Here is a 15,825-nt window from a genome sequence, read left to right on the forward strand (position 1 = left end):
GACAGAAAATCACCCGCGATCGACAGAAACCAGTTAAACATCAACATTCCGCCGACTCCTTCCAACAAAAAAACTCAACCTAGCGACAGTTTGAACCTGTTTGTGGAAGCCGATCAACAGAAACAACCGACTTTACAACAGAAACTTGCAAGCTAACGACAGATTGCTTTTTTGGTGTGTCGCAGGCTTATTCGAGGGACCCCTGGTTAGTCTAACGACAGAAAATCACCCGCGATCGACAGAAACCAGTTAGCTATCAACATTCCGCCGACTCCTTCCAACAAAAAAACTCACCCTAGCGACAGTTTGAACCAGCTTGAGGAAGCCGATCAACAGAAACAACCGGCTTTACAACAGAAACTTGCAAGCTAGCGACAGATTGATTTGTTGGTGTGACGCAGGCATATTCGAAGGGCCCCTGGTTAGTCTTACGACAAAAAAACACCTGCGATCGACAGAAACCAGTTAAACATCAACATTCCGCCGACTCCTTCCAACAAAAAAACTCACCCTAGCGACAGTTTGAGCCTGTTTGTGGAAGCCGATCAACAGAAACAACCGACTTTACAACAGAAACTTGCAAGCTAGCGACAGATTGCTTTGTTGGTGTGACACAGGAATAAACTTGGGAACCTGGTTTGCGGCTCCATCCAAATTAGTGCGATCAACATTAAAATATCCTGTTTAACCTTTCTTCACAAAGTGAAGTGGGCTCTGAAATATAGACGGCCGTTGATTGCCCACCTTCGTAAGCTTCAATGGCTTAATCCTCTCCCCTGTATCCCGAATCGATTTCATATCCAAAAACAGCTGAAGTTCACGCGTATTTGCATAATCTTTTAACAAAATAAAGTAGTCCATAACCGATTGTTGAAAAGCATCACCATTCCCCTCAAAACATGTCATACATTTCCAACCACCATGAACCATCAAAAGCCGCTGATGACACGATAGGCACAAAACGCCTGTTTTTATATCTTTTTCACTAATGGATAGCGATTCCAGTAGTGGTGTTCTCGTCGGTTTCACTGCTTTCCTCAACAAAAGACCTTTCAGATGATTCAATTCATTCATGTTCAACTTTTTATTTGGATAGATCTCATATAATTGCCGGATTTTTCGATTCAGCTTTTCAATACGAATGATTTTTTGATAAAGAAACAGTTCATTTTCTTTTACCGTAAACTTGACCTTACTATTCGTATAAACAACCAGTTCAATGACTGGTATGCGAACACCGATCTCTGACAACAGCTGTTCGAGTCCGTCTTTATGTCTCTCCACCTGGGTAACCGGACATGCAAAAAACTCCTCAACACCGCTGATAGAACGACTCATACCGCCTCCCTTATAGTCAAAGAACAGGGATCCTACCATATTTTTAATTTCACAGATTAATATAAAATTGGGCGTAATAAATAGAGAGTCAATTTGGATGGGTTCTGAAAAAGCAAATAGGGTGATATTTCGTAGATTTACACAATGAGGATTTAGCAGCGGCTGTGTGATTTTGTCAAAATATTGTTCACCATGCAGGCCTGCTTCATGAGGGATAATTCTTTTAACAATCTCATGTTGGGAGGGGTGGTGCTCCGGCAATCGCCTTCGCAGCGCGAGTAATTCCTGATATTTTAACGATTCATTTCGCTCTGTAAAATGCATACAACATCTCCTTTCTGAACTGATTCAATTTTATTATTAATTCCATATTTATTCAATTATTTTAACGGAAAATTCTCCAAAATATCCATCAACAAAAATTCCATACAAATCAACAGAGATCTCTAACCTATCAACAAAAACTCCCCACCTAGCGACAGCCTTTCCTCCTCTAACAACAAACTCCGCATCCGATTCACCTCTTACGACAGATCCTCGCTCTCTTACAACAGAAAAACGCCCCTTTACAACAATACCGCGCACCCACTGTTACCCAAGACTTGCTTCACTGGACGCTGCGCTTGGATTAAGAACGGTGATATCCCGCTGTAGTATAGGTAGCTTGAGGAGATGTGCTCTAATCAGACAGAATTTCCCAATCATTTTGCGGACCTCAAGCTTTATTGTGTGGACCTCACCTAATATCTTTCCACACAACAAAAAGAAAACCGAACCCCATTAAGGATTCGGCCACACTTTTAACTTCTCTCCATATACTCCACAACTTCCATATCCACGTAGCCTTCTGCCTGCTCGCGCATTTCGAAGTTTTCCGTGTGGAGGTAGTTGCGCAGCGCCTGATGGATGGACATGCCATCTTTTAAGTAGCCGTGGCGTGCTAGCTGCAGCTCAAGTTTTCGCTCGACTTCACCCTCAACTTTCGCCACGAATTCTTTCTTCGCTTTCGCAAAATAAAGCTGGTGCATGCGGTAAATGCGGATCAGTTCATCAACCGGTGTGGCGTGATCATCAACACGGAGATCAATGTAACGGTCATTATAGCCGCCATAGCCGCCTTTATCCTTCACAACTAAAAGCGCGGCGGATTGCTGACCGCGTGAATCTCCTCCAGCTGCCTGACCCGCTGCAAGAGAGGCAAGCATCCGCTCAGCCAGGCTTCCTTCCGCGTTTTCAAACGCTCTTGCCATCGCTTCCACAGTGCCTTCCACGAGAATATTCCCCTGTACCGCATAATGCTTACCCGTAACGCCGCCTGCCCAGTCGTAACATCTTGAGCCTGTAAATGTTGCTGGATTCCCCTGATTATCAATGATCCCGACCTGCCGGAAATCACGGTCTTCATCTTCATCCGTCAGCAGCTTGATCGTTTCCTCAGCCGTTTTACCAGCCATTATGTACGTCATCGCCTCTGGTCCATACGACGTATTGGCATACGACTGGGTCGCGACCGCTCCAACACCTGCCACCGCATGCGGAACGACTGCACCAACCGCCAGAAACTTTGACTGCGTCGCCACGCCCCATTCTTTTTCAACCGGATCATACGCAACAATGGAATACGTCATCATCAACACTCCCTCAACATAAACTATTTTTGTTTACCCTAAGAAAACCGCTCCATAAACCAGCGCCCCGGCAATGACAAAAGCCGGATGAACTTTAAAACGCTCCAGCAGCACAAAGCTGATCACAGCCAGCACGACCGTCTGAACCGTGCCACTCGCCTCAATCGCATCTGCGAAAAACCCCCACGTCATCACGCCCAGCAGCACCGCAATGGTCGGGCGCACAAGCGTAGACATTTTTTTCACGCGTGGCGAGTCTTTATATTTCATAATAAGTCCTAAAAGTACGACCATTAAAATGAGTGACGGCGCAACGGTTGCAAACAGCGCAACACCTGCACCCAAAATGCCGCCTTCCGCATAACCGATATATCCTGCCATCTTCGTTGCGATCGGACCCGGCAGTGAATTTCCGAGTGCCAGCACCTCTGAAAATTCCTGCGTCGTCATCCAGCCGTAACGGTCCACCACTTCATTTTCAACGAGCGGAATCGAAGCCGGACCACCGCCGTAACCTAATATTCCCGGAATAAAAAATGCTAAAAAGATTTCCCAGTAAATCATGCCTTCGCACCTCTCTTCCCACCGAAAAGAAGGGCATACAGTAAAATCGCCAGAATCACAATCGCCGGATGCACGCCAAGCACCTCAAGCAGCACAAGGCTTCCCGCGATCATCACAATCGCGAGGCCCCAGCCGAGCGCACCTTTGGATTTCTTCACAAAATCCCACGTCAAAACGGCCAGCATCACCCCGACAACCGGTACAACCGCAGCAGCCATCCCGTTTACCCAGGCAACGTCCCGGTACGCATTTAACACGGTCAGCAATAGAATCATCGCCACGACCGAAGGCATCGTTGTGGCCAGCACTGCATTGATCATCCCGACCACGCCGCCTACACGATACCCGATATAGCCTGCCATTTTCGTTGCAATCGGCCCCGGCATTGCGTTACCGAGCGCGAGTACATCTGAAAACTCTTCATCACTCATCCATTTATACTGCTCCACAACTTCCTTATGAACGAGCGGAATCGAGGAAGGGCCTCCTCCGAAACCAAAGATCCCTACCCTGAAAAACGCCATAAATAATCCACTTTGTTTACTCACTTTTCATCACCACGCTGCAATATGTCCATCTGTACGGGATTCCGTTCCCCCGCGAAGCACACCTGTTTTTGGGTCACGCCAGATAATCTGACCGCGGCCAAACGATCCGCCGTCTGTCGTTACCTGAATCGTATGTCCCTTGCGCACAAGTGCCTGCGCTAAATGATTTGGAAAATGCGGCTCAACGTGAACCGTTTTTCCATTGATCCACTGCCATCTCGGCGCATCAAGTGCCGCCTGTGGATTTAAATGAAAATCAATCGTATTGACCGCCACCTGAAAATGTCCCTGAGGCTGCATATATCCACCCATCACGCCAAACGGTCCAACCGGCTCTCCATCCTTCGTTAAAAAGCCCGGAATAATCGTATGATACGTCCGCTTACCAGGCTTCAAGGCATTCGGATGCTCAGGGTCCAGGCTGAAATCATGCCCGCGGTTCTGCAGCGCAATTCCCGTACCCGGAATCACCACACCCGATCCAAAGCCCATATAATTACTCTGAATATAGGAAATCATATTCCCCTCATCATCAGCCGCCGCTAAATAAACCGTGCCACCTTTAGGAAGCGCCATCGGCTCAGGATTCAAAGCCTCTTCACCAATCTGCGCGCGGCGTTTCTCAGCGTACCCGTCAGACAGCAGCTCCTCTGTTGAAATCGGCATATCCTCAGGCTCAGTAATAAACGCTTTTCCATCTGTAAACGCAAGCTTCATCGCTTCAATCTGCTTATGATAGCTGTCCGCGCTCTGAAATTCATTAAACTCAAAGCCCTTCGCAATATTGAGCGCCATCAGAGCAATCATTCCCTGACCGTTCGGCGGAATTTCCCACACATCATAACCGCGGTAATTTGCAGAAACCGGCTCCACCCATTCAGGTGCAAAATCCGCCAGATCCTCTTTCGCTAAATAGCCGCCATGCTCCTTCATATATGTATCAATTTTTTCAGCAAGTGCCCCGCGGTAAAAGCTCTCAGCCTTCGTTGCAGCAATTTCCTTTAACGTATCCGCATGACCTTTTGACGTGAACATCTCACCGATTTCAGGAATCTTACCATCCGGTGTAAACGTATCAAACCAAGGCTTATACACATCACCCTTAAAAATCTCCTGAAACTTCTTCGCTGCAAGCTTCCAGTACTTCCCGAGGATCGGTGAAACCGGATACCCCTCTTCAGCTAAACGAATCGCCGGCTGTAACAGCTCCTCAAATGGAAGCTTTCCATGCTTGTCAGAAAGCTCAGCCCAAGCGGCCGGAACGCCCGGAACCGTTACAGGCTCCACACCAAACACCGGCATTTTATCATGCCCTTTTTCCTTCAGTTTTTCAATGGAAATCGACTGCGGCGCCGGTCCACTGGCATTTAAACCATGCAGCTTCCCTTTCGTCCAGACCAGGGCAAACGCATCCCCGCCAATCCCATTAGACGTCGGCTCCACAACCGTCAACGCAGCAGCCGTCGCAATCGCCGCATCAATCGCATTGCCACCCTTCTGCAAAATCTCAAGCCCCGCCTGAGCAGCAAGCGGCTGAGACGTCGCCACCATCCCACGCTTCGCAAACACCGTATTCCGCTGAGACGCAAACGGATGATACAAATAATCCTGATTCATATACTCAACACTCCTTTATTTCGAATTCCGAAAAACATCACCCGTTCATTATAGTTGAAATGTTGAGAAAATTCCAGACAGTGATTGCCAGGGGGCGGGGCACTGCGCTCCGCCTGGGAGGATCATGGGGTCGGAGCGCCTGGTCCTTTTTCATAAATGAGGGACAGAGCTCAGAAAAAAGAACACCCGCTCCGTCCCCCATTAGAAAAAGCACACAGCCTCAGCCATGTGCTCTCACTTATTTCTTAAACTCACTCAATTCTTCCATAAACCAGTCTTCAATCTTTCTTACAGCTGACGACACACTTGAAGCGGTGACGTCAAAGGCTTCACCGGCTTCTTTTTGGGTCAGTGGTGTATCGGTTGCGTGCTGTGACATGAGGTAGGAAATCGCAGCCAGATAGGTTTGCGGTTTGCGGATTTTCTCTCCGTGTTCGGCAAAATAATCTGCAGCTAAGTGACACGCGAATAACGGAAGCGAGTCATCTCCCTGTCCATCCCAGTACGCCTTCATTTCATGAAGCGCGTTCTGCTGATCTTCATTGCCTTCAAGCTCTGAAAGCATTCCTGCAAGCCAGTCATCACCCTCCGCTTCGTCACGTCCAACGAGAGCCGTGATCACGGAAACTATACCTTCATCAGTAAGTAATTCATCGCGATTCGGCATTGCTTGTAAACGGTTGACGAGTGTTGATTTTTCATCCTTCGTATAAACAGACGGGAACATGAAGCCATACGGCACCCATTTATCCTCAAGCGGGAGCAGATACGTGAATAAAAAGTCGATCGATGCCCATGAATGGAATTCCGGAATGATCACATCATATACCGTTCCATCAAGCAGATCCGTCATCTGGACCTCACGTGTTGCTTCATCCATTTCACCAACGTCAGCCACAACTGAAACCGGCTGTCTCCACTCAGAAGCGAGCTCCTTCATGCGAGGTCTTTCCATTTGAGGAATACGCTCATCCAGGAAAGTTTCCCAATGAGAAGGTGTTTCTCTTAAGCCAAATAAGTAGGTTAAATAAACGGTTAAAAATTGAGGCTCGCCAAACACATCCTGCGTTTCTTCGAGAATGTACTGGTAAGAATCCTTGTTGTTCTGTGGATTTGGTGCTTTACCTTCATTTAAAAAAGCCAGCTGCAGATCCATTTGTTCGTTGACAAGGAGGGTTTGCAGATTCACGACTTTTTTTGATGCACAGCATTTTTTATATTTTTTACCGCTGCCGCACGGGCACGGTTCATTACGTCCAACTACTTGCATATCGGCACTTCCTTTATAAAATAATCACCCTTTATTGTACCATGCGGAGCAGAAAAGGCAAAAATCATGCTGATGATTTATACAAAGCCGCTCCAACAGCTGCACATCCATCTACAGAAATTATCACCCTATCAACAGAAACCACCACTACTTTAACAACAATCCAGCGGCTATCAACAAAAATCACTACACTATCAACAATTCGCTTCTGAATCACGAGCCTTACAACAGAATCACGCTCTCTTACAACAGAAACTCTGCTTCTAACAACAACTTACTCACCTTTAGTAACACAAAACCAAGCCGCTCCAACAGCAGTACATCCATCGACAGAAATTGTCACCCTATCAACAGAAACCACCACTACTTTAACAACAATCCAGCGGCTATCAACAAAAATCACTACACTATCAACAATTCGCTTCTGAATCACGAGCCTTACAACAGAATCACGCTCTCTTACAACAGAAACTCTGCTTCTAACAACAACTTACTCACCTTTAGTAACACAAAACCAAGCCGCTCCAACAGCAGTACATCCATCGACAGAAATTGTCACCCTATCAACAGAAACCACCACTACTTTAACAACAATCCAGCGGCTATCAACAGAAATCACTACCCTATCAACAATTCGCTTCTGAATCCCGAGCCTTATAACAGAATCACGCTCTCTTACAACAGAAACTATCCTCCTTTCAACATTTCCACCAGAATCAAAAAAACGCCCCCATTAAGGGACGTTTCTTTTTGTTATGTTTCAGGCTCAGGCTTCTGTTTCGATCAGCCCGTATTTGCCGTCTTTACGTTTGTAGACGATGTTTGTGCCGTTTGATTCTGCATCAGTGAAGACGTAGAAGCTGTGGCCCAGCATGTTCATTTGAAGGACGGCTTCTTCGCTGTCCATTGGTTTCAGGTTGAATGTTTTTGTACGCACGATGTCGAATTCGCTGTCGTCTCCGTCATCATCTGCGCCGACTGCTACCGGCTCAAGTTCTTCAATTCCGTTTTCCGCATCTACGCTTGTTGCGAAGAATTCAGGCTCATTGCCTTTTTCGCGGAATTTACGGTTTACTTTAGTTTTATGTTTGCGGATCTGGCGCTCTAATTTATCTAAGATCAGATCAATCGCAGCATACATTTCTTCATGACGCTCTTCAGCACGAAGGGTAAGTCGTGGCATTGGAATCGTGACTTCCACTTTCGTTTGTTTATCGTTATACACCTTTAGGTTAACATGCACGTTGGCATCAGGTGTATCGTTGAAATAGCGCTCTAGCTTGTCGATTTTCTTCTCCACGTATTCGCGGATTGCTGGAGTTACCTCGATATTTTCTCCTCTGACATTATAATTCAACATGTGAACTCCTCCTTTAAATCATAAAAGCTATACTATCTATTTCTCCTCTACCCTTGCAATCTCCTGCTTAACCGTAAATATTTTATTAATTTTTTGTCGAATTTATAGACATTTATTTGGTTTGATGTCAAGTTATTATCTGTCTTTTTGAAACGTTGGCTTCCGCTGCAGATGGCGCTTTCCGCGGCCGGGCGGTGAACCTCTTTGACGCAGGAGTCGCCATCTTCCACTTCAGCCAACTTCATTAGTAAGCACCCCTGATATGATCATGTACTTCGTTATGGTAAAAATCACGTAATTTATTCAGTTCTGCTCCGCTAAATGACGGGGTATGAAGGGCATTTAAGTTTTCTTCGATCTGGGCCTGGTTTTTAAACCCAGGGATGACGCAGCTGACTTCAGGCTGGTCGAGAATGTAACGCAGGGCAGCGCGTGCCATGTTGCCGCGGCCTTCTTCCATCCATTCCAGCTTTTTCGTCAGCTCGACACCTTTTTGAAAGCCGAGGCCTGCAAATGTTTCCCCAACGTTAAACTGTTCACCGTTTTCATTGAAACGGCGATGATCGTCTTCTTCAAACTGATGGTCACTTGTGAATTTGTTGGTCAGCAGCCCGCTCGCAAGCGGCACCCTTGAAATAATGCCGACGCCTTTTTTATGGGCTTCACCGAAAAGCTCCTCAAGCGGCTTTTGTCTGAAAACATTAAAGATCACCTGTAGACTTCTAACGTTTGGATGCTGAAGACAGATCAATCCTTCCTCTACTGTTTCGACACTAACACCGTAATACCGTATTTTCCCTTTACGCGTCAGGTCATCGAGGACGTCAAACACACTGCCATCCTCCAAAATCGCTTTTGGCGGGCAGTGAATTTGATACAAATCAACGCGTTCCCGCTCCAGCCTTTTTAAGCTTGCATCTAAATATGCCTCAACCTGCGGCATTTCATACGTTTTCGGATCATAAATATCACCTGCACGGCAAAATTTCGTCGCGACATGAATATGTTCTTCCTGACCCTTCGTTGCTTTTGCCAGCAGCTCTTCGCTGTGGCCGTCGCCATATACATCAGCCGTATCAAAAAAGTTTACGCCACGATCAATCGCGTAATGCAGGGCCCGCAGTGATTCACGGTCATCTTTTTTACCCCACGCACCACCGATCGCCCATGTTCCGAAGCTGACTTCACTCACTCTGAAATCGGTATTTCCCAGCTGCCGGTATTTCATCGATGTCACTCTCCTTCAAACACGACTTCTCCATCTAATTGTACAACGGATCACCAAAGAAGAACAAACATTTACAAAATTCAGTTTTATTAATTGTTTCCATAAATGAAAAACGGACACACCATTAAATTGACGTGTCCGTTCCTCATTTCTTAACTGTTCAAATAACATCTAAACAGAGTAGAAATTAATTCAATTTAAACTTCCCAACCTCATCCGACAGCCCTTCAGCAAGCTTCGCGAGTTCATCTGCACTTGCAGAGATCGTTTCCATTGTGCTGAGAGACTGCTGACTGGAGGCAGCTGTTTCTTCAATTCCGGCAGCCGCTTCTTCTGAAACGGAGGCAATCTCCTGGATAGAGGCATTCATCATTTGGCTGTCTTCGTTTATAGAAGTGAGGCTCACCGACACATCAGCAATCTTACCGATCATTCCTTCAATAGCACGGTGAATTTCATGAAACTTTTCACCCGTTCCGGAGATTTTTTGTGTTCCCTCATTGACTTCTTTGTAGCCCTTTTCCAAAGATTCCACAACCAATCCAGATTCATGCTGAATCCCACCAACAAATCCTGTAATTTCACTTACTGATTTGGATACCTGTTCAGCCAGCTTTCGAACCTCATCTGCCACAACAGCAAATCCTTTACCATTCTCTCCGGCACGTGCCGCCTCTATCGCCGCATTAAGTGCCAGCAGGTTTGTCTGCTCTGCCACATCACGAATCACATTCACAAGCCTCGAAATTTCATTGGTCTGCTGATCCAGGCCCTTAACCTTATCAACCGTCTCAGCCATCACCTGATCAATAATCATCATCTGATGAACCGAAGCCTCCATCATCTCTGAACCTTCTTCAGCACTTTTAATGACATATTCAGAACGCTTGGTAATATCTTGATTCTGCTGACTCATTTTCTGCACCTTCACTGCAAAACCATCCATCTTTTCAGACAGATCACCTGAATGATTTGCCTGCGCCTCAGACCCTGAAGCCAATTCCTGCATCGTCACGGCAATCTGTTCACTGCCTTCACGCACCTCATTAGCTGACTGTGTCAGTTCCTCACTCTGCATCGCCACATGAGTGGTCGCCGCATTGATTTTCTGTAACACTTCAGCCAGCTGATGCTGCATCTTATTTTCAGCTCGAATCAGACTGCCGATCTCATCCCTGCGTTTCGTCACCAGCGGTTCACCGGTCAAATCACCTTCCGCAATCTGTTCCATTCTTAAGGAAGCCAGTTTTACCGCCCGGCCAATCCGCTGCCCCATAAATGTACCCAGACCAATAGCCAAAATAAGTGCAGCGATACCCATTCCAATCACAAGATTACGATTCGCCACATAAATCTCACCATTTGTCGCATCCAGCTCTGCAGCTTTCTCCTCATTCCGGATCTTCAGCTGGAGGAGATTTCCCTGGGCCACTGCAAAGAGCGTGCCGGAACTCTGAAGTCCCTTCTCAGCCTCTTCGAATTTGCGCTCTTCAATCAACGCAATATCACTCTTTACAGCATCCGTAAACTTTGCCCACGAAGCCTCAAAATTAGCGACCATGTCCACTTCACTACCGTGCACACCCGCTGCCTTATAAGCAGCCACTAACTCCTCAATCCGTCCCATATTATTCTCTGCAGATTGCGTCAGTTCAGGATTCTCATAAAGAGCCGCACTCACCATCTGCACCCGCGTATTCTCAGCAAGACGCGTAATATCCATTAAAATCGCATTGGGCAGAACCCGCTGCTCATACATTTCATTACCATTCTGATCCACCAGCTGCAACGCATATATACTCACAGCCCCCAACATTAACATAACTAGCGCCATCACACTAAATGCCGCCACAAGTCTCGTCCTGATGTCCATCTTCCATCCTCCAGTAATTTCAATCTGTCCTTAAGTATTATCGGAAGATGTTTGATGTTTTGTAGTTCCAATTAACCAAATCACAAAAAATACACATTTTCTTTCATGAAAATGAAATTCCTCCTGATTATTTATAATGAAAAGTTTTTTATATAGAATAATCAAATGAATGAAAAACCTATTGGTCATGATTAAATTTATATTTAGGTAAACCATCTGTTTTCAAGTATATCAATGAACTGTTCCTGTACTTTTTTTGATGATCTAATGCAGGTATAACAGGCGGAGTAGCATCAGATATATGCATTGCTTTTTCAAATAATAGAATGAAATCTGCATCCAGACCATGTCCATTCGAGAAGAATATCTTGTTATCTATCTCACCTTTACCTATTTGAAAATATGTCGTGTGATCAATTGAGGCTAACCATTCCTGCTTTTTAAGATGATTAACCAGTGGATCTGAGTCTCCCTGAAAAGCGATAATCTTACAATTATTGATATGATTTAAGTACATTTTTGATAAATCATGGATTTCTTTATACCTAAAAAAATCTTGTGCCAGATATTTATATTTTATATGTATAACTGCTTGACCAAGTTGTTTATAAAGATCTCGCTCTGCTGTCAGATACCCTGGAACTAACCAAGAAGAGTTATCTACTAGTAATGAGAGTAAATCCGGTTCAATTGTATTAACTAAATGGAGTAAATACGCACCATGAGAATGTCCGTATCCAATCACTTTAGATTTGTCATAGGTAACCTTGTTATCCTCGAGAATTAACTTCACTGCTTCTATAGCGGTGATAATATCTATCGCCTGCATATAACCCATATCATTAAAATCACTTAGAGATTCATCTAATTTTGCATTTGTTCTTATTTTTATTGATTTCGTTGCAACCAATTCAAATAATTTTACCTGTCCGGTGTTAATTTGAACCAGTTCATCTTCAGTAAGAAAATCAAGTTTAATACCTTCGATCTCATGCGAGTTTTGCATGAAAGAACTTCCAAAATACTCAACTTGGAGGACGACGAGGTTATATGTGTCCGCGAATAAGTCCCTCATTTTTTTATAGACATTTGAATCTATATGAGCTCCAAATCCCGGCACTAAAATCATTATTCCTGTATTTTTATTTACAACATCAGGCGTTGAAAACTCAATTTTCAACTGTCTTTCTGATGGCCTTTCTTCATAAATACTCGGATGGCCTGCGATACTAAAATTGTAATTTTTCGTCATAACAGACTCCTATATAATTTTTTTCTCTTGTAAATCCTCTACATTCATATTTTCAATCTAAATAATAACTAAAGTCCCCCTGCAACTTTATACAGAGGGACTTTTCATCAGCCCTTTAAATCAATGCGATTTCCCAGGTCCGGATGAGGTACTTTTATTGAATTTAACATTTCAGCAAGTGCGGCCCCCTGCTGCTCTGAATGATCCATGGCTTTTTTTACAAGTTCAATACTGGCACCCTGTTTAAGTTGAGAATGGTTTAAAACCACTGACATTGCTGCAATATCCATATACTCACTCCTTATGTCTTAATTACGTTTATCGTAAAACATGCCGTCTTTAGATTCCATTTCTCCATAAGGATTTGTATATTTATTTGAGGACTTTTTCTTTTCAGCAGTTAATAATATTTTTTTCCGGACATCATTTTTTATATCTGTAAGTTTTTTCTCAATAACCTGATTCCATTTAATAATTTCGTCAGCTAACTCTCTCTCATAATCAGTTTCAGGTGCGCAAACATTTGGCAACAATTTTTCCCGTTCATCCAACAAATGATTAATCTGTGTGATCAACTTATCCCGGTCAACGGCCTCGTCAGACTGGAGTAGGATAAATAATCGATTTGTAATTTGATGGCACTCCTGAATGACCATTTATACTATTCCACCTGCACCAACCTGCTGAAGTTTTCTATTCTCTTGAATAACCTGCTTCCAAACATCCCTGAATTCAGTTACGAAACTGGATACTTCGTTTAATATATCTACACTGCTTTGTATATTTGCTTCAATCAACCGGCTAATCAGGAATTCATACAAAGAAAGCATGTTTTTAGCAATTTCATGCTCTTGTTTCAATGTAATCATTAATTCTCTTAAAATCGCCTGTGCTTTTTGAATGTTGATATTTTTTTGTTCTGCATTTCCTTTTTCAATAGCAATCTCTGCCTGTTTTATAAACTTTAAACATCCATTGTATAGCATTAATGTAAGCTCACCGGGGGAAGCTGTATTTACAGAGTTATTTGCATATGCCTGTTGAGGATTTTTCAACATCATTTCACTTCCTTATCTGTTTACTGACCCATTCCAAATTGTTGCATTAAGTACATTCCCTGAGAATTAGCTCTATTCACAGCCTGTTCCATGGCTGTAAATTGCGCCCAATATCTATTTTCAACTTGAATCAACCGGTCTTCAAAACGTTGAATTCTTTCATCAACATTAAAAATACTTTTTCCAATCGCATAATTTTGGAGTGTGGAAAATTGATTGCCGGCTTTATCTCTAAGTCGATCTAATGTTTCAGTCACAGTATCTGAAAGTCTGTGAATAATACCTTGTTCAGATTCATTTGTACTAGAAGCAGCTCCAATAAACAACGCTTCAACAGCCTCTGGATTATTATTAATTGCCTCTTTTAATTTCGCTTCATTGATTTCTAGTTTACCACCTTCTCTAAAATTCGATGTAGTTCTAATACCAATCATGGCTAGTTGATTCAACAAAGGGTCTGTTCCTTCATTTGCGACTGGATTGTAGAAATCTATTCGCATGGAAGAAAGAGCATTTGTTAAAGTAGGATCACGTCGAATTAATCCACTTTTTGCTTTATCATCCCATTGTTCTTGTTGTTTATCAGAAAGCTCTGATCGCTGTTCATCTGTAAGCGGCTTATATGAACGGTACTTCTCTTCGTTTAATTTTAAATCAATTCCACCAATTAGTGTGTTGTAATTCTCTACAAAAGATTTAATAGATTCAAACACTTGATTTCCATCATTATTAATTGAGAGTGTGGCAGGAGGACCAGAAGTAAATTCTTCTTTTAATGTGAAAGTTACACCACTCATTGTAAAAGTATTCGAATTTCTGGAAGTCTCTAGACCATTAATTGTAAAAACAGCATTTTGTCCAGAGGTTTTTGTTATGTCACCTGCTGTTAATTTTAATGAAGTAGCGAAAGACCCACCAACAATGATATCATCAGCAACCGGGGGATCTTGAGGAACAGAAGGATAAAAGTCTCCTGTTTCTTTACGCATCATTGAGACTTGGCCAGTAACATTATCCAAAAACATTGAAACTCCTGCGTTACTTGAATTTACTTTTGAAAACACCTGATTAAGGGACTGTGATGATTCAATCAAAAAGTTCTCCTCATTAGGCTGGCCACCAGACGTTGATGTATAAGAGCCAACAGATAAATGAGTATACTCCTGCTTATAGCTGACACTGATGGCCGTTTCAGCAGCCCTTGGCTCGTTAAATGTTATTTTTCCAGTTTCGACGTTAATTTTACCAATAGACCCCAGCAGTGCTTCATTCGTATCCGGATCTACTGCTCCCATTGTTACCGGTGGACCACCATCCAAAGAAAGAGAAAAACCATCTGTGATAATTCCTTTTTTGACCAATTGATAGCTGTCTGCACCTACCGCCAACGTGCCTTCCTGCACCTTTTTATCCGTAATATAATCAACTTTTACGGTAGCTCCTGCTGTCACATTTTCACTGAATGTGACCTCGCCATTCGCAGCTACTTTAACTTGATTCGTTCCTGTAAACGCTGCTCCCTGATCGATCACTTCGTATCCTTTGCCATTTACTTTCACTGACATTTGAAGTGGCTTGTTTAGAACCTGTTCATCCCCTGTCAACTGCACTTGAAGAACTGCAGTTCCATCACCCGTCACAGTTTGTGAACCAATTGCTCCTGTCTCCCAGGTCAAGCCACTGACAAAATCTCCACTTTGACTTTTCAGGGATTTTGTAGGATCAACCTTAGACACTCCATCATCGATACTAGAAGTTACCCAGGTTTCTGCTGCAGCGAGTTGTTTAACTTCTGTAATAGAATATGTTCCCTGATTCGCAGCACTGGATGCCGTTGCTGTTACCCGGGAGTCATCTGAGCTTGTAACCGTTCTTGCTCTATAATTCGTTGTAAATTTCATGTTGTTGAGCTTTGTTCTAAAATCCAACAACAAAGCATTCATTGAACGATAATCATCCCTTTGCCATTCCAGTGTCTGTTTGTTTTGTTTTAAACGATCCAGAGGCATTTTTTCAACTCTCATTAAATCTCTGACAATTGAATCTATATCCATTCCACTAGCTAATCCGCCTATTCGCATTACTCTTC

15 protein-coding genes are annotated in these 15,825 nt (G+C 43.6%); all 15 read right to left on the bottom strand.

Translation table 11 applies throughout. The annotated features are described in order from the left end of the window. Positions 1-684: 684 nt before the first annotated feature. The gene (locus H7968_RS00320; protein ID WP_227394265.1) at positions 685-1,662 is read right to left on the bottom strand and encodes a nuclease-related domain-containing protein; all 978 of its coding nucleotides are present in this window, start codon (positions 1,660-1,662) and stop codon (positions 685-687) included. A 48-nt stretch (positions 1,663-1,710) separates the two neighbouring features. Beyond that, on the bottom strand, positions 1,711-1,923 hold the full coding sequence (locus H7968_RS00325; RefSeq protein WP_227394266.1) for a hypothetical protein: 213 nt from the start codon (positions 1,921-1,923) through the stop codon (positions 1,711-1,713). Positions 1,924-2,138: 215 nt separating this feature from the next. Next, the gene (locus tag H7968_RS00330) at positions 2,139-2,966 is read right to left on the bottom strand and encodes a DUF1028 domain-containing protein (RefSeq protein WP_227394267.1); all 828 of its coding nucleotides are present in this window, start codon (positions 2,964-2,966) and stop codon (positions 2,139-2,141) included. A 33-nt stretch (positions 2,967-2,999) separates the two neighbouring features. Beyond that, the gene (locus H7968_RS00335) at positions 3,000-3,530 is read right to left on the bottom strand and encodes a chromate transporter (protein ID WP_134375809.1); all 531 of its coding nucleotides are present in this window, start codon (positions 3,528-3,530) and stop codon (positions 3,000-3,002) included. Continuing rightward, a complete protein-coding gene (locus H7968_RS00340; RefSeq protein ID WP_227395059.1) occupies positions 3,527-4,054 on the bottom strand; it encodes a chromate transporter in 528 nt (175 codons plus the stop codon). Before H7968_RS00340 ends, H7968_RS00335 begins: the two co-directional genes overlap by 4 nt. Before the next feature lie 30 nt (positions 4,055-4,084). Next, the gene (gene ggt, locus H7968_RS00345) at positions 4,085-5,695 is read right to left on the bottom strand and encodes a gamma-glutamyltransferase (protein WP_227394268.1); all 1,611 of its coding nucleotides are present in this window, start codon (positions 5,693-5,695) and stop codon (positions 4,085-4,087) included. A gap of 238 nt (positions 5,696-5,933) precedes the next feature. Further along, entirely contained in the window at positions 5,934-6,965 is a 1,032-nt protein-coding gene (locus tag H7968_RS00350) for a YecA family protein (RefSeq protein WP_227394269.1), read from the bottom strand. A gap of 766 nt (positions 6,966-7,731) precedes the next feature. Next, positions 7,732-8,325 carry a ribosome hibernation-promoting factor, HPF/YfiA family gene (hpf, locus tag H7968_RS00355; RefSeq protein ID WP_227394270.1) on the bottom strand — a complete coding sequence of 198 codons (594 nt, stop codon included), beginning with the start codon at positions 8,323-8,325 and terminating at the stop codon, positions 7,732-7,734. Positions 8,326-8,569: 244 nt separating this feature from the next. Next, on the bottom strand, positions 8,570-9,553 hold the full coding sequence (locus H7968_RS00360) for an aldo/keto reductase (RefSeq protein WP_227394271.1): 984 nt from the start codon (positions 9,551-9,553) through the stop codon (positions 8,570-8,572). A 187-nt stretch (positions 9,554-9,740) separates the two neighbouring features. Further along, a complete protein-coding gene (locus H7968_RS00365; protein ID WP_227394272.1) occupies positions 9,741-11,426 on the bottom strand; it encodes a methyl-accepting chemotaxis protein in 1,686 nt (561 codons plus the stop codon). 178 nt (positions 11,427-11,604) lie between these two features. Continuing rightward, on the bottom strand, positions 11,605-12,678 hold the full coding sequence (locus H7968_RS00370; RefSeq protein ID WP_227394273.1) for a DUF2920 family protein: 1,074 nt from the start codon (positions 12,676-12,678) through the stop codon (positions 11,605-11,607). Positions 12,679-12,785: 107 nt separating this feature from the next. Next, entirely contained in the window at positions 12,786-12,968 is a 183-nt protein-coding gene (locus tag H7968_RS00375) for a YjfB family protein (protein WP_227394274.1), read from the bottom strand. A gap of 18 nt (positions 12,969-12,986) precedes the next feature. Continuing rightward, positions 12,987-13,334 (bottom strand): hypothetical protein, encoded by a 348-nt coding sequence (locus tag H7968_RS00380; RefSeq protein WP_227394275.1) that lies wholly within the window; start codon positions 13,332-13,334, stop codon positions 12,987-12,989. Further along, positions 13,335-13,739: a flagellar export chaperone FliS gene (gene fliS, locus H7968_RS00385; protein ID WP_227394276.1), complete on the bottom strand. Its 405-nt coding sequence runs from the start codon at positions 13,737-13,739 to the stop codon at positions 13,335-13,337. A gap of 17 nt (positions 13,740-13,756) precedes the next feature. Beyond that, on the bottom strand, positions 13,757-15,817 hold the full coding sequence (gene fliD, locus H7968_RS00390) for a flagellar filament capping protein FliD (RefSeq protein WP_227394277.1): 2,061 nt from the start codon (positions 15,815-15,817) through the stop codon (positions 13,757-13,759). Positions 15,818-15,825: the final 8 nt, after the last annotated feature.

Origin of the sequence: Jeotgalibacillus aurantiacus, from assembly GCF_020595125.1 — a bacterium.
Lineage (GTDB): Bacteria > Bacillota > Bacilli > Bacillales > Jeotgalibacillaceae > Jeotgalibacillus > Jeotgalibacillus aurantiacus.

Bases quoted from the DNA above. Each gene is read 5' to 3' on its own strand.
- H7968_RS00320 (WP_227394265.1), bottom strand. From the start codon at position 1,662: ATGCATTTTACAGAGCGAAATGAATCGTTAAAATATCAGGAATTACTC.
- H7968_RS00330 (WP_227394267.1), bottom strand. From the start codon at position 2,966: ATGACGTATTCCATTGTTGCGTATGATCCGGTTGAAAAAGAATGGGGC.
- H7968_RS00335 (WP_134375809.1), bottom strand. From the start codon at position 3,530: ATGATTTACTGGGAAATCTTTTTAGCATTTTTTATTCCGGGAATATTA.
- H7968_RS00340 (WP_227395059.1), bottom strand. From the start codon at position 4,054: ATGGCGTTTTTCAGGGTAGGGATCTTTGGTTTCGGAGGAGGCCCTTCC.
- ggt (WP_227394268.1), bottom strand. From the start codon at position 5,695: ATGAATCAGGATTATTTGTATCATCCGTTTGCGTCTCAGCGGAATACG.
- H7968_RS00350 (WP_227394269.1), bottom strand. From the start codon at position 6,965: ATGCAAGTAGTTGGACGTAATGAACCGTGCCCGTGCGGCAGCGGTAAA.
- hpf (WP_227394270.1), bottom strand. From the start codon at position 8,325: ATGTTGAATTATAATGTCAGAGGAGAAAATATCGAGGTAACTCCAGCA.
- H7968_RS00360 (WP_227394271.1), bottom strand. From the start codon at position 9,553: ATGAAATACCGGCAGCTGGGAAATACCGATTTCAGAGTGAGTGAAGTC.
- H7968_RS00365 (WP_227394272.1), bottom strand. From the start codon at position 11,426: ATGGACATCAGGACGAGACTTGTGGCGGCATTTAGTGTGATGGCGCTA.
- H7968_RS00370 (WP_227394273.1), bottom strand. From the start codon at position 12,678: ATGACGAAAAATTACAATTTTAGTATCGCAGGCCATCCGAGTATTTAT.
- H7968_RS00375 (WP_227394274.1), bottom strand. From the start codon at position 12,968: ATGGATATTGCAGCAATGTCAGTGGTTTTAAACCATTCTCAACTTAAA.
- H7968_RS00380 (WP_227394275.1), bottom strand. From the start codon at position 13,334: ATGGTCATTCAGGAGTGCCATCAAATTACAAATCGATTATTTATCCTA.
- fliS (WP_227394276.1), bottom strand. From the start codon at position 13,739: ATGATGTTGAAAAATCCTCAACAGGCATATGCAAATAACTCTGTAAAT.
- fliD (WP_227394277.1), bottom strand. From the start codon at position 15,817: ATGCGAATAGGCGGATTAGCTAGTGGAATGGATATAGATTCAATTGTC.